Annotated in this window: 11 protein-coding genes; 4 read left to right on the forward strand and 7 right to left on the reverse strand. The window is 71.5% G+C overall.

Annotated elements, in window-relative coordinates; all coding sequences use genetic code 11:
* Window positions 1-146: 146 nt before the first annotated feature.
* From ELI80_RS01760 to ELI80_RS01775, 4 genes are all read right to left on the reverse strand, one after another.
* Window positions 147-1238 (reverse strand): N-acetylglucosamine-6-phosphate deacetylase, encoded by a 1092-nt coding sequence (locus ELI80_RS01760; RefSeq protein WP_136649271.1) that lies wholly within the window; start codon window positions 1236-1238, stop codon window positions 147-149.
* Window positions 1231-2010, reverse strand: a complete 780-nt coding sequence (gene nagB, locus ELI80_RS01765) for a glucosamine-6-phosphate deaminase (RefSeq protein ID WP_136649272.1) — start codon at window positions 2008-2010, stop codon at window positions 1231-1233. Before nagB ends, ELI80_RS01760 begins: the two co-directional genes overlap by 8 nt.
* Window positions 2007-2330 (reverse strand): oligopeptide/dipeptide ABC transporter ATP-binding protein, encoded by a 324-nt coding sequence (locus ELI80_RS01770; RefSeq protein ID WP_236641276.1) that lies wholly within the window; start codon window positions 2328-2330, stop codon window positions 2007-2009. Before ELI80_RS01770 ends, nagB begins: the two co-directional genes overlap by 4 nt.
* A gap of 183 nt (window positions 2331-2513) precedes the next feature.
* On the reverse strand, window positions 2514-5369 hold the full coding sequence (locus tag ELI80_RS01775) for a calcium-binding protein (protein ID WP_161596410.1): 2856 nt from the start codon (window positions 5367-5369) through the stop codon (window positions 2514-2516).
* A gap of 437 nt (window positions 5370-5806) precedes the next feature.
* Here ELI80_RS01775 and ELI80_RS01780 point away from each other — a divergent pair, with 437 nt between their 5' ends.
* On the forward strand, window positions 5807-6367 hold the full coding sequence (locus ELI80_RS01780) for a metallophosphoesterase (RefSeq protein ID WP_236641277.1): 561 nt from the start codon (window positions 5807-5809) through the stop codon (window positions 6365-6367).
* Between the two features lie 7 nt (window positions 6368-6374).
* Here the strand turns inward: ELI80_RS01780 and kynU are convergent, their stop codons facing one another.
* The gene (gene kynU, locus ELI80_RS01785; RefSeq protein ID WP_136649274.1) at window positions 6375-7634 is read right to left on the reverse strand and encodes a kynureninase; all 1260 of its coding nucleotides are present in this window, start codon (window positions 7632-7634) and stop codon (window positions 6375-6377) included.
* A 25-nt stretch (window positions 7635-7659) separates the two neighbouring features.
* The gene (locus ELI80_RS01790) at window positions 7660-8709 is read right to left on the reverse strand and encodes an LLM class flavin-dependent oxidoreductase (RefSeq protein WP_136649320.1); all 1050 of its coding nucleotides are present in this window, start codon (window positions 8707-8709) and stop codon (window positions 7660-7662) included.
* A gap of 258 nt (window positions 8710-8967) precedes the next feature.
* Here ELI80_RS01790 and ELI80_RS01795 point away from each other — a divergent pair, with 258 nt between their 5' ends.
* Both ELI80_RS01795 and ELI80_RS01800 read left to right on the forward strand, forming a co-directional pair.
* Complete coding sequence (locus ELI80_RS01795; RefSeq protein ID WP_136649275.1) at window positions 8968-9615, forward strand: 4'-phosphopantetheinyl transferase family protein; 648 nt, start codon at window positions 8968-8970, stop codon at window positions 9613-9615.
* Between the two features lie 77 nt (window positions 9616-9692).
* Complete coding sequence (locus tag ELI80_RS01800) at window positions 9693-10937, forward strand: glycosyltransferase (RefSeq protein WP_136649276.1); 1245 nt, start codon at window positions 9693-9695, stop codon at window positions 10935-10937.
* Here ELI80_RS01800 and ELI80_RS01805 read toward each other — a convergent pair.
* Window positions 10873-11628: a WecB/TagA/CpsF family glycosyltransferase gene (locus ELI80_RS01805; protein WP_236641278.1), complete on the reverse strand. Its 756-nt coding sequence runs from the start codon at window positions 11626-11628 to the stop codon at window positions 10873-10875. The two genes, ELI80_RS01800 and ELI80_RS01805, sit on opposite strands and share 65 nt — an antisense overlap.
* Window positions 11629-11741: 113 nt before the next feature.
* Between ELI80_RS01805 and ELI80_RS01810 the strand changes: the two genes are divergently transcribed.
* On the forward strand, window positions 11742-13163 hold the full coding sequence (locus ELI80_RS01810) for a hypothetical protein (protein WP_136649278.1): 1422 nt from the start codon (window positions 11742-11744) through the stop codon (window positions 13161-13163).
* The last annotated feature ends 46 nt before the right edge of the window (window positions 13164-13209 follow it).

The following is a 13209-nucleotide window of genomic DNA, read 5'->3' on the forward strand; positions in this document are numbered from 1 at the left end:
GACGCGCCGCGTCTTTCCGCCGGGCGGACGGCGTGGACCGGCATGGCCTGCGGCCGGGACGGTGCCGCCCGACCCCTGACGCACCCGTGACCCGCACCGGCCCCGCACGTCCAGGCCGCAGCCATGGTCCGGCACGCCCCTGCGGGTCAGCCCCCGATCACCTCCTGCGCGCGCAGGTCGTGGTCCAGCAGCACCAGCGGCGTCGCCGCGCCTTCGCGGATGTCCCACGGGCCAAGCCCGATGCACGCGGCAGGGTTCCGCGCCGCCATGTCAAGCGCCGCGCGGGCACCCGCGATCCCGGCCATGCGGCCCACCGCCTCGTCCATCGCAAGGTGCGCGCCGGCAAGCTGCCCGTCGGGGCCGACCAGCCGCCCGCCCTCGCGCCGGATCGGGCGGCCGTAGATCTCCAACGCGTCGATGTCGGTGGCGAGCGTCTTCATCGCGTCGGTCACCAGGCACAGGCGGTCGGGCAGGCAGCGCGCGGCAAGGGCGAGGTTGGCTTCGTGGACGTGGATGCCGTCGGCGATGATGCCGGCGTAAAGCCCCGACAGCGCCTGCCCGATCACGCCGGGCGCGCGGCCGGCCAGGGGCTCCATCGCGTTGAAGAGGTGCGTCACCCCCGACAGCCCCTCGGCGCGGGCCCGCGCCATCTCATCCCACGTCGCGGCGGTGTGGCCGGCAAAGACGATCCATCCCGCCGCCGTCAGCCGCGCCACCGCGCCGGGGGGCGCGTTCTCGGGCGCGAGGGTGATGAGGCGGATGCCGGGGCTGAAGGCGCAGAGCGCCGACAGATCGTCCTCGGTCATCGCGCGGATGTGCCGCGGGTCGTGGACGCCCCTGCGGGCGATGTTGAGGAAGGGGCCTTCCAGATGCACGCCGACCACGCCGGGAACGCGCGCCGCCAGCGCCCCGGCCGCCGCATCGAGCGCGGCGCGGAACGACTGGCCCTCGGCGGTGATCCAGGTCGGCAGGATCGCCGCGGTCCCGCCCTTGCGCGCGGCGGCGGCGATGGTGGCGAGCGCGTCCACCGTCGGCGTCTCGTTGAACTGGACCCCGCCGCCACCGTTGATCTGGATGTCCACGAAGGCGGGCGCGACGATCGCGGCCGAACGGTCGGCGTCGGCGGCCTTGCCCGCCGTGACGGCAATGATGCGACCGTCCGCGACCGTCACCACGCGGTCGGGGACCAGGCCCTCGGGCAGCAGCAGTTGCGCGGCGTGGATGCGGACATCAGACAAGCGCCGGCGCTCCGTCGGGGTGGACCGTGTGGTAGTATTCCCGAAGCTCCAGCATCGACGCCGCGGCCTGGTCGAGGATGACCGTCGCGCGGCGGTGCATCTGGAGGACGCTGGCGGGCGTGAAGGCCGACACCGGGCCCTCGATCATGGCGCGGACGGCAGGCGCCTTTTCCGCCCCGAAGGCCAGCAGCAGCACCTGCCGCGCGTCGAGGATCGTGGCGAGCCCCATGGTGATCGCGCAGGTCGGCGGCTCCTCCCCCTCGGCGAAGAAGCGGGCGTTGGCGGCGCGGGTGCTTTCGGTCAGCGTCTTGACGCGGGTGCGCGAACACAGCGAGCTGGTCGGCTCGTTGAAGCCGATATGCCCGTTCCGTCCGATCCCGAGCAGCTGCAGGTCGATCCCGCCCGCGGCCGCGATCCTCGCCTCGTAGGCGTCGGCCTCGGCGTCGGGATCGGGGGCGCTGCCGTCGGGAAGCGCGGTCGCGCCGGGGGCGAAGTCCACATGCGCGAACAGGTGCCGGTGCATGTAGCTGTGGTAGGACTGCGGGTGCCGCGGCGCGAGGCCCACGTATTCGTCGAGGTTGAAGCTGCGCGCGTCCGCGAAGGTCAGCCGGCCCTGCCGGTGCCGGGCGACGAGTTCCGCATACAGCGGCTCCATCGTGCCGCCGGTGGCGAGGCCCAGCACGGTGCGGGCGCGGGCGGCCATGCTTTCGCAGATCATGTCGGCGGCGCGGATCGTGGCGTCGCCCTGGTCGGGCAGGATCAGGATCTTCATGCCGGGATCGTCTCGACAGTCTGGAGCGCGTGGTTGCGGATGCAGGCGCTGCGGTGCCCGGCGCCGACATCTTCAAGCGGGGGGACGACCCTGGCGCGGGCCTCGATCGCATGGGGGCAGCGGGTGTGGAACACGCAGCCCGAAGGCGGGGTCGAGCGGCTGGGGATGTCGCCCATGAGGATCCGGCGCTGCGACGCCCGCCCCGGCACCGGCTCGGGGATCGCCGACAGCAGCGCGCGGGTGCAGGCGTTGCGCGGATTCGCGTAAAGCTCCGCCGACGGCGCGATTTCCATGATCCGGCCCAGATACAGCACGATCACGGTGTCGCAGATGTATTCGACGACCGCCAGATCGTGCGAGATCCCGGACGAGACGCCCGGACGGGCCGGGCTTGCGCCGATCCCCGCGCCGGACGGGGTGCCAGCGCGGCGCCCCTGTCGATCCGGTGCAGGCGAAAGGGGCCGGCCGCGCGGACGCTGCCGGCGCTTTCATGGCCGCAGGGCTCAGTAGAAATGCACGAAGCTGTCTGACAGCGCGCTGCGGAAGTTGTCGATCAGGATCGTGCTGCCGCTGTCGAAGGTGATCAGGGTTCCGGCCGTGGTCAGCGCCGCGTGCTGCTGCAGCGCCGCCACCGTCGCCGCGCCGCCCAGCAGCGCCGAATCGATGCGGATGACGTCGCCCTGCCGGGTCGTGAAGTCCGCGATCCGAAGCGCGTTGTCGCTGGCTGCGAAGACGAAGGTGTCGCCGCCGGCGCCGCCGGTGCTCACGTCCTGACCCGGGCCGCCGAAAAGCCAGTCCCGGCCGCCATCGCCGAAAAGCGAGTCGTTGCCCGCGCCGCCGTGGACCGTGTCGTCCATGTCGCCGCCGCGGACGATGTCGTCGCCGTCGTCGCCGTTGAGCGTGTCCGTCCCGATGTCGCCGTTCAGCGAGTCGTTGCCGGCGCCGCCGGAAAGCTGGTCCGCGCCGCCGCCGCCGGAAAGCGTGTCGTTCCCGCTGTCGCCCCACAGGCGGTCGTTCGAGTCCTCGCCGTAGAGAACGTCGTGCTCGCCGCCGCCGTACAGGTCGTCCTGGCCTCCGCCGCCGTAGAGCGTGTCATTGTCCCTGTCGCCATACAGCGTGTCGTTGGATTCGTTGCCGGAGAGGATGTCGCTTCCCGCGCCGCCGTAAAGCGTGTCGAGACCGAAGCCGCCCGACAGCAGGTCGTTGCCGCCGTCGCCGTAGAGAAGGTCGTTCATGTCGCCGCCGTTCAGGGTGTCGTTCGAGCCGCCGCCGTAGAGCGTGTCGAGCCCCGCATCCCCGTTCAGGACATCGGCGCCGTTTTCGCCGTACAGCAGGTCGTTGCCTCCGCCGCCCTGAAGCACATCGTTGTGCAGCCCGCCGTAGAGCACGTCGTTCCCGTTGCCGCCGTCCAGCCGGTCGTTGCCGTCGCCGCCTTCCAGGCGATCGTTGCCGCCCACGCCGTAGATGACGTCGTTCCCCGCCCCGCCAAGAAGCCGGTCGTCGCCGATCCCGCCCTCGGGGTCGCCGTGGATGGTGTCGTCGCCCGCGCCGCCGTCGATGAAGTCGATGCCCGGGCGGCCCTGCAACAGCTGGTGCGGGGACACCGGATCGACGGGGGCCACGTTCCCATCCGCCGGCAGCAGGGATCTCGCCACCTCGTCCAGCCGGTCGCCCATGCCGATGATGATGACCTCGCCCCCGCCGGGAAGCGCGACGCAGAGATCCGGCGCCCCCCTGCCGTCCCAGTCGACCGACCGTGCCCGCGCGCGGAAGTCGGCGGCCGTGAAGCCGGTCTCGTTGACGATCAGGACGTCGCCCCCGGCCGGCGCGTAGTCCACGAGGATCGTCCGCCCGCGCGGATGGGCCACGAAGGTGTCCCCGCCCGCGCCGCCGTACATCTGGGTGACGCCCGCCCCCCCGATGATCCAGTCCGCACCGCGGCCGCCGAACAGGTGATCGTGGCCGGCCGCGCCGCCGTTCACCGTGTCGTCGCCGTCCTGGCCGTAGAGGAAGTCGTCGCGCAGGTTGCCCAGCACGCTGTCGTTGCCCGTGCCGCCGTAAAGGAAGTTGTTGGCCTCGGCACTTCCATGAAGCGTGTCGTTCCCGCCGTGGCCAAGCGCCAGGCCGAGATACTGGGCGATGTCGAACGGGTTGAGGGGATCGTAGTCCGGGTCGCTGGTCTGGTTGCGCAGATACCCGCGGATCAGCCGGGCCCCGACCGTCTCGGCGCCTGCGTGGGCCGCGTCCTCGCCCCCCAGCGAGAAGGCGTCCATCGCGGCGGCGTAGCTGGCCTGCTGGACGAAGCGGAGCGTGCCGTCCGGGTCCATCCGCGACATGACGGACCCGCCGTACTGGCTGCCGGCGAACCAGCCGATGGCGACGCCGTGGTCGGCGAACCAGTCGTAGGCGAGGGTGAAGCCCTGCACCTCGGGGCAGCCGGAGGCCAGATTGTAGGCCTCGTTCCCCTGCGCGTTCGTTTCGGTGACGATCAACGCGTCGCCGAGGATCGGGGCGTAGATCCGGTCCAGCACCGCGCGCACGTCGTCGGGATCGGACATGCCGGACGTGCCCTGCCAGCCGGGGTAAAGATGGGCCGACCAGACGAGGCTGTCGCCCAGGCCCGCGCGGATGTAGTCCAGCGCGCTGCCGGCCCCCATGGTGGTGGCCGCGAGCTGCTGGAAGTCGCCCGAGTAGTTCCAGCCGCCGACCATGATCTTCGCATCGTCGGTGCGGGCGTCGATCATCCGTCCCAGGCGGACCATCTGTTCGGCATAGAGCGTGACGAATTCCTGCAGGCCCGCCCAGCGCTTGTCGGCATAGAAGGTGGCGGTGTTGTAGGCGGCCGGTTCGTTCACGATCTCACAGGCGTAGACCGCCTGGCGGACGGACGGGTGGGCGTCCATCCAGTCCAGCATCGTCGTCCAAGTCTGCTCCATGTTGTCGTAGACCGCGCCCGTCAGGGCATCGCGCATCTGCGCGTAGGCGCCGGGCCCCGAGGCGGTCAGGCCCTGCGCGGCGCCGTCCATCTGCACCATGATGAAGTTGAAGCCCTGTCCCGCGGCGGCGACGAGAAAGCGTTCGAAGTCCGGGTGCAGGGATCCATCGGCGTTGAAGCTGTTGGCGTTGAACGGAATGCGAAGCGTCGTGACCTCGGGCAGCGACTCGCGCAGGCGGGCCGCGTAGAGCTCCGGCTGGCCGCACATGCCGGTCGGGAGCGTCTGGAACTCGCTCTGCCACAGGTAGTACTTGCCGTTTGCCGCGATGTTGGCGTCGTAGGTGCCGTTGGCCTTGTCGATGGCGATCTGAGCCTCGGCCTCGACCTGAAGGTTGATGATGTTGAGATTGCACGTGCTCGTCATGCGCAGCTCTTTCATAAGATGCGGGGAATTGTCGGGGAAGGACGCGGATCCATCACGATCGGGGTGCCTTCGGCGAAGGCCCGCGATTCGATCAACCAGGCGACAAACTCAACCGACGGTTGCACAAGGGCGGCTGCTGCGGCAAGCGTTGCGAGCCGGTTCCCTCGAGTGAAAAGCGCGGCTGCGGCGGGGCCGCCGCACCGGCAGACCGGCAGACCGGGTTTCTCGGGGCAGTCACGAGCGCGCAGCAGCGCACCGCAGGGCGGGCAAGCTGCAAAAGCGATCCGGATCGCGCTCTGCGCGGCGGCATCCGCCGCGCCCTGCGCGTTCGCGCCGTCGCCGCCTGCAAGGGGTTCGCCAACGTGCGGCCAGCGCGCGCCCCTTTACTCCGCCGGGCAATCGTCGATGCTGCCGCCACCACCCCGCGAGAGGATCGCATGCCGCACTACTTCACCGCCGACACCCATTTCGGCGACGATCCGGTCCGCCGGTTCTTCGGCCGCCCGTTCCCGTCCGCGCCCGCGATGGACGCCGCGATGATCGCGGGCGCGGCTCATGTCCTGCCCGACGACGACCTGTGGATCCTCGGCGATTTCGCCGCTTGCGAGACGGAGGCGGGGCGGCAGACGGCGCAGGCGGCGTTTGCCGCGCTGCCGGGCCGCAAGCACCTGATCCGGGGCAATCACGACCCCGACTGGCTGGTCGAGACGTTGCCCTGGGCGTCGGTCCACGACCTTTACGAACTCGAGGCCGAGGGGCGGCGGTTCGTGCTCTGCCACTATCCGCTGCTCACGTGGAACAACGTGCGCGCCGGCGTCATGCACCTGTTCGGGCATGTCCATACGCGCTGGCGCGGCGCGGAAGGGCAGGTCAACGTCGGCGTCGAGGAATGGGGCTACGCGCCGGCGAGCGTCGATCAGGTCGAGCTGGCGGCGCTGACCCTGCCGCCGTCGCGCCTGAACGCGCTGGTCGAAGGCGCGGATCCGGCCGCGTCGTAGCGGGGGGTCAGGTCACGGCCTTCACGGCGCGGTACCCGGCCGTGTCCCAGGCGCCGCTTTCCATCACGTCGCGCAGCGTCGCGACCGCGTCCCACACATCGGCGTGGCTCACGTAAAGCCCGGCGAAGCCGAAGCGCAGGATGTCGGGCGCGCGGAAATCGCCGATGGTGCCGCGGTCGATGATCGCCTGCATGATCGCGTAGCCCTGCGGATGGGTGAGCGACACCTGCGACCCGCGCGCCGCCGCGTCGCGCGGGCTGGCGATGCCGAAGCCGTGCGCGGCCAGTTCCTGGTCCGCCAGCCGGATGAACAGGTCGCCCAGGTCCTGCCCCTTGCGGCGCAGCGCGCCCATGTCGACGTCCTCGAACACGGTCAGCGCCTCTTCCAGCGCCAGCAGCGACAGTTGCGGCGCGGTGCCGACGAGCATCCTTGCGATGCCGGGGTCGGGGGCGAAATCATGGGCGAAGCCGAACGGCTGCGCGTGGCCGTGCCAGCCGGCGATCGGCTGCCACAGCGCCTCGACGTGGCGGCGGGCGACGAAGACGAAGGCGGGCGCGCCCGGCCCGCCGTTCAGGTACTTGTAGCCGCAGCCGACCGCGAAATCGGCGTTGCACCCGTTCAGGTCGACCTCAAGCGTCCCCGCGCTGTGGGCGAGGTCCCAGATCACGAGCCCGCCCTGCGCCTGCGCCGCCGCCGTCAGCGCCGCCATGTCGTGAACCCTGCCAGTCTTGTAGTTCACCTGCGTCAGGTGCAGCACGGCAAGGTCGTCGCCCGCCTCGGCCAGCGCCGCAGGGATGTCGGCGGGATCATGGGCGCGCAGCTCGCACCCGGTCTGCTCGGCCACCCGCGCGCTGACATAGACATCGGTCGGGAAGTTGCCGCGTTCCGAGACGATGACGCGCCGCCCCGCCTGCATCCGCAGCGCGCCCATCAGCACCTTGTAGAGGTTGACCGAGGTCGAATCGCAGACGATCACCTCGTCCTCGTCCGCCCCCACCAGCCGCGCGATCGCCGCGCCCGCGCGCTGCGGTGCCTTGTACCAGTCGGCGTCGTTCCACGACCGGATCAGGCCGCGGCCCCATTCCTCGTCCACCGCCGTCCGCATCCGCTGCGACACCCGGCGCGGCAGCGCGCCGAGCGAGTTGCCGTCGAGGTAGATGACGCCCTCGGGCAAGGCGAACTCGGCCCGGAAGCGGCCAAGGGGGTCGGCGGCGTCCATCGCCTCGCAGTCGGCGCGGGTGAGCCTGGTCGTGGTCGGAACGGTCATGGTTCTGCTTTCAAATGTCGTCGGATCAGGCGGAAGCCGCGGGCTGCGCGTCGAGGATCTCGCGCACGCGGGGGATGACGCGCTCGCCGTAAAGGCGGATGCAGGACATGAGGTCCGCGTGCGGCACCGGGCCGGTCGCGTATTTCAGGTCGAAATGCGCGATCCTCAGCGCGGCGGCGTTGCGGGCGATCTTCTGCGCGACCGTCTCGGGCGATCCGACATACAGCGCGCCTTCCTCGATTTCCGCGACGAAGCGTTCCTTCGTCGTGGGCGGCCAGCCGCGCTCGCGGCCGATGCGGGCGTTGCCCTCGCGGTAGTGCGGCCAGAACCGCTCGCGCGCGGCCTCGTCGGTCTCGGCCACGAAGCCGGGGGAGTGGACGCCGATCGGGCGGGGCGCGCGGCCGAGCTTGTCGCAGGCCTGCAGGTACAGGTCCACGAACGGCCGGAACCGGCGCGGATCGCCGCCGATGATCGCCAGCATCAGCTGCAGGTCGTGCCGCACGACGCGGATCACCGACTGCGGCGACCCGCCGACGCCGACCCAGACCGGCATGACAGCGGCGCCGAGCGGCGGATAGACCGAGGCATCGGTCAGCGGCGCGCGCGTGAGCCCGTGCCAGGTCACCTGCGGCTCGCGGATCAGGCGCGCGAAAAGGTCGAGGCGTTCCTCGAACAGCGTCTCGTAGTCGTTCAGGTCGAAGCCGAACAGGGCGTAGCTTTCGGTGAAGGATCCGCGCCCGACGATGGGCTCCGCCCGGCCGCCGGAGATCGCGTGGAGGGTCGAGAAACGCTCGAACACGCGCACCGGGTCGTCCGTCGACAGGACCGTGACGGCGGTGCCCAGGCGGATGCGCTTCGTCCGGCTGGCGATGGCGGCCAGCACGATCTCGGGCGCCGAGATCGCGTAGTCGGAACGGTGGTGCTCGCCCAGGCCGATGAAGTCGATGCCCAGATCGTCGGCCAGCACCGCCTGTTCGACCACGTCGCGCAGCACCTGGTCCATCGGCACCGGCGCGCCGGCATCGTCGACGGTCACGTCGCCGAACGTGTCGAGCCCGAGTGAGATCGTGACCATCGGAACCCCCGCCATCCTCGCCGCAGCGATCGCGGCCAAGATGCTGTGAAGGCGCGGCGGGGGCAATGGCGGAGAGAGGTGGGTGCCAAGGTCTTTGGGCACGATGTCGTTTCCTTGCGCCGGGTCGTCCTGCGTCATCGGCGGGGCGGCTGCGACCGGGGACGGGCTGGGACGGGACGCGACCGGGATTCCCGATCCGCTTTACGCGCCGTCGCGGGCGCGGCAAGACTGCGCCGTCGATTGCACGCGGGCGGCCCCATGCAGAACGAAGCGGCGCTGGCCGGAACCCTTGCCGCGGCGGCGGCCCGGCTGGCGCTGCCGCCGGGTGCGGCGCTGCGTTTCGCGGCCGTGGATGACGCGGACGGGACGCTGCCGGCGCAGCTTCGCGGGGCCGCACCCCGCCGGCAGCGCGGCTTTCTCGCCGGCAGGCGGGCGGCGGCGCTGGCGCTGGGTGCCGGCGGCACGGTCGGGATCGGGGCGGACGGGCTGCCCGGCTGGCCGGCAGGCTGGATCGGCAGCATCACCCACACCGACGACATCGCCGCCGCCGTCGTCGCACCCGCTCCCGCAGCGGCGATCATCGGCATCGACCTCGAACGGATCGTCGCGCCTGCCCTGGCGGACGAGCTTGCGGACCTGATCGCCCCCGAGGGGCTGCCTGCCGCGAACCCGCGCGACGTCGAGCTGACCTGCGCCTTCTCGGCCAAGGAGGCGCTCTACAAGGCGCTGTTCCCCCGGACCCGCCAGTTCCGTGAATTCACCGCCGCCCTGTTCCGGCGGGCGGCCGACGGCAGTCCGCAGCTGACGCTGGCCGAGGACTGGGGCGAGGGGTGGACCGCCGGAACCGCGCTGGGCGCGCAGCAGGTCGTCGCTGCCGGGCACGTGCTGACGGTCGTCTGGCGCTGAGGCGCCGCGACAGACTTCCATTGCGGAATCCGCCGCTTCGGGCCACGCTGGCGCCGACGTCACTGCCGGATGCTTCCATGTCGCTGCTGGTCCTGATCCCTTCGGTCCACGTCGTCCTTGAACCGGACGGCGCGCTGCGCGCCGACGACAAGTTCCTGACCGGCCTGCGCCGCCACGTCGAGGGGTGGGACGGCCCGGTGAGGGTGATCCTGCGCGCGGGCCACGGCGCGCTTCCGTTCTCCCGCCGCGTCGCCCGGGCCGATGTGCCGGGCGAGCTGGTGTTGCTCGACCCCGGCCAGCAGATCGGCGCGGACGAGCTTGCCGGCGCGTCGGTCGTGCTGGGGTCGGGCGACAGCCACGACCAGACGGGCCTTGGTCCGGTCTGCGGCGCGGTCGGCGCGCGGCTGGTCTATGCCATCGAATACACGCTGCCCACGCGCCTGCGAACCGCGGCGCTTGACCCCGGCCGGGGCGTCGCGGGCCGCGCGAAGTCGGCCGCCTGGGTCCTGATGGAGGAACGCCGCCGCCGCCACGCCTTCCGCAACGCCGCGGCGCTTCAGTTCAATGGCTACCCCGCCGCGCGGGCCTATGGCGAGCTGGACCGGAAGGGCTGCTTCTACCTCGACGGGCGGATGCGGACCGCGACGATGGCGACCGACGCCGACATGGCCCGCCGGGCCGAGGGCATGCGGCCCGGCGGCGGGCCGCTGCGGCTGATCACCTCGGGCCGGCTGGAGCCGATGAAGGGCGCGCAGGACCTGGTGCCGGCGGCGCAGGCCATGCGGGACGCGGGCGTGGACTTCACGCTCGACATCTACGGCGCGGGCAGCCTGTCGGACGAGATCGCGCGGCGCATTGCAGCCGCCGACCTCGGCCGACAGGTGCGGCTGCACCAGCCGGTCGATTTCGACGAGGCGCTGGTGCCGGCGATGCGGCGGGACGCCGACGTCTTTCTCAGCTGTCACCGGCAGGGCGACCCGTCGTGCAGCTATCTCGAGGCGATGGGCTGCGGCCTGCCGGTGATCGGGACGGCGAACGAGATGTGGCAGCCGATGGCGGAGGATTCGGGCGGCGGCTGGGTGGTGCCGGCGGGGCGCCCGGCGAAGATCGCGAAGCTGGTGGCCAACCTCGCCGCGAACCGGCAGAAGGTGACGCTGGCGGCGGGCCGGGCGCTGTCCTTCGCCCGCGTCCACGACTTCGACCGGGAATTCACGCGCCGGATGGACCACCTCGCCGAGGTCGCGCGGCGTCCGGCGGTCAGTCCCGGCCGCGCAGTCGCAGGGCGTCGCGCAGGTGGCCCGGCAGGATCGTCGCGCCCTTGATGTAGCGCGGCCCGAGCCGGCGCGGGCTCGACAGCGCGCGCCACAGCCACTCCATCTTCGCGCCCCGCACGGCCGCGGGCGCGCGCCTCTGCAGCCCGGCGAGGAAGTCGAGGCCCGCGCCCACCGACGCGAACCCCACCTGCGGCAGCTGCCGGGCCGCGAAGACGGCGAAGCGTTCCTGCCGCGGCGCGCCGACGCCCAGCAGGCAAAGCCGCGCGCCGCTGGACCTCAGCCCGTCCACCAGCCCCTGCGCCTCGGCCCCGACCGGATCGAACGGAAAGCCCGGCGCGGCCTTCATCACCACGACCAGCCCCGGCGCGATCCGGGACAGGTGCGCGGCCGCCGCGTCCGCGGCCTTGTCGCTGCCCGCGATCAGCGCCACCGGCACGGCCGTTTCGGCGGCGATCCGGGCCAACGGCTCGACCAGTTCGGAGCCGGGCACGAGCTTCACCGGCCGCCCGGCGATCTGCGACAGCCAGACGATCGGGTTGCCGTCCGCGACCACGAGATCGTGCGCGCCGTAGGCGGCGCGGAACCCCGCGTCGTGGCGCAGCTTTTCCAGGTGATCGACATTCAGCGTGGCGAGGGTGAAGCCCCGCCCCTCGCCCAGCCGCGTCCGCACCTCGGCCAGAAGCGCGTCCCGGTCCGGGCAGGTGATGGAGATCGTTTCGCCGCCGGCCGTGAACTTCACATTAACCTCCGCCATGCCAGAACAGGGATGACACGGCGCAGGACTGGCCGGTCGTGCCAGGGTGGTCTATAGCATGGCGGCTCCGCAACGGAACGAAACTCGATCGGGACCCGATGGTCGGCAACGTCCTCGCCCTTCTGACGCTGCTGTCGTGGCCGGTGATCTCGGCCATCATGTTCCAGCGGATGGAGGCGCGGCGCGCCTTCGTCTGGTCGATCCTCGGCGCCTACATGTCCCTGTCGCCGCTGACCGCGGTGGCGCTGCCGGTGATCCCCGACATGGACAAGACGACGCTGCCCAACATCGCGGCGGCGCTGCTGGCGATGGGCGCGGGCCACCGCGTGCTGACGCTGCCCGGCAGCCCGCTGATGAAGCTTGCCGTGATCCTGTTCATCATCGCCCCGTGGACCGCGATCTTCGCGAACCAGCAGCCGCTGGTCGAGGGGATCAGCTACCGCCCTGCCCAGAACGCCTACGATTCGTTCACCACGATGGTGAAGCAGGCGGCGGTCGTCCTGCCGCTGGTCATGGCCCGCAACCTCATGGCCGAAGAGGGGAGCGAGCGGCTGATGCTGCGCGCGCTGCTCACGGGCGGGCTGATCTATTCGCTGCCGATGCTGGTCGAGGTGCGGCTGAGCCCGCAGATCAACGTCTGGGTCTATGGCTATTTCGCCCATGATTTCGGCCAGATGATGCGCTATGGCGGCTACCGGCCGATGGTGTTCATGGCCCACGGCCTGTGGGTGGCGCTGTTCACCTTTTCCGCGCTGATCGCGGCGGCCGCGCTGGCCCGGGCGCAGCGGTTCGACATCCGCGCGCTGGCGGTCGTCGCATGGATGGGGCTGATGCTGGTCATCTGCAAGAGCATGGCGCCCATCATCTATGCGCTGGCGGTCGTGCCGCTGGTGCTGCTGGCGACGCCGCGGATGATGCTTGCGGTCGCGGCCGTGCTGGCCGGCGTCGTCCTGGCCTTCCCGCTGCTGCGCCTGTCGGGATTGGTCCCGGTCGAGGCGCTGATCGCCGCCGCGAGCGCCATCGACCCCGAACGCGCAGCGTCGCTGGCCTTCCGGCTGCGCAACGAGGATCTGCTGCTCGCCCGCGCGGCCGAAAAGCTGTGGACCGGCTGGGGCGGCTTCGGCCGCAACCTGATCGTCGACCCGCAGTCGGGCGAATACCTCACGATCTCGGACGGGGCCTGGATCATCACCATGGGCGTGCAGGGCCTGCCCGGCTACCTCATCGAGTTCGGCCTGTACACGCTGCCGGTCTTCGCCGCCTGGCGAACCCGCGCCGCCCGGGCCGAGCCGCTGCTGGCCACGCTGGCCCTTCTGCACGCGACGATGCTGGTGGACCTGATCCCGAACGCCACGCTGACGCCGCTGACGTTCATGCTGGCCGGGGTCATCCTGGGCCGGGTCGAATACCTGCGCCGGGCACCCGCCGGACCCGCCGTGGCGCCGCTCGGGCCGGGCCGGGGTCGCGTTCACGTCGGGGCGCCGGGGGCGGCTGCCCCGGGACTGCGGACGGTTCTGTGATGTCGCAGCTAGCCCTTGGCGGAATATTGCCGATCCGCTACCTTGC

The organism is Paracoccus aeridis, assembly GCF_004923205.2.
Taxonomy (GTDB): Bacteria; Pseudomonadota; Alphaproteobacteria; order Rhodobacterales; family Rhodobacteraceae; genus Paracoccus; species Paracoccus aeridis.

Bases quoted from the DNA above. Each gene is read 5' to 3' on its own strand.
- nagB (WP_136649272.1), bottom strand. From the start codon at position 2,010: ATGAAGATCCTGATCCTGCCCGACCAGGGCGACGCCACGATCCGCGCC.
- ELI80_RS01775 (WP_161596410.1), bottom strand. From the start codon at position 5,369: ATGACGAGCACGTGCAATCTCAACATCATCAACCTTCAGGTCGAGGCC.
- ELI80_RS01780 (WP_236641277.1), top strand. From the start codon at position 5,807: ATGCCGCACTACTTCACCGCCGACACCCATTTCGGCGACGATCCGGTC.
- kynU (WP_136649274.1), bottom strand. From the start codon at position 7,634: ATGACCGTTCCGACCACGACCAGGCTCACCCGCGCCGACTGCGAGGCG.
- ELI80_RS01790 (WP_136649320.1), bottom strand. From the start codon at position 8,709: ATGGTCACGATCTCACTCGGGCTCGACACGTTCGGCGACGTGACCGTC.
- ELI80_RS01795 (WP_136649275.1), top strand. From the start codon at position 8,968: ATGCAGAACGAAGCGGCGCTGGCCGGAACCCTTGCCGCGGCGGCGGCC.
- ELI80_RS01800 (WP_136649276.1), top strand. From the start codon at position 9,693: ATGTCGCTGCTGGTCCTGATCCCTTCGGTCCACGTCGTCCTTGAACCG.
- ELI80_RS01810 (WP_136649278.1), top strand. From the start codon at position 11,742: ATGGTCGGCAACGTCCTCGCCCTTCTGACGCTGCTGTCGTGGCCGGTG.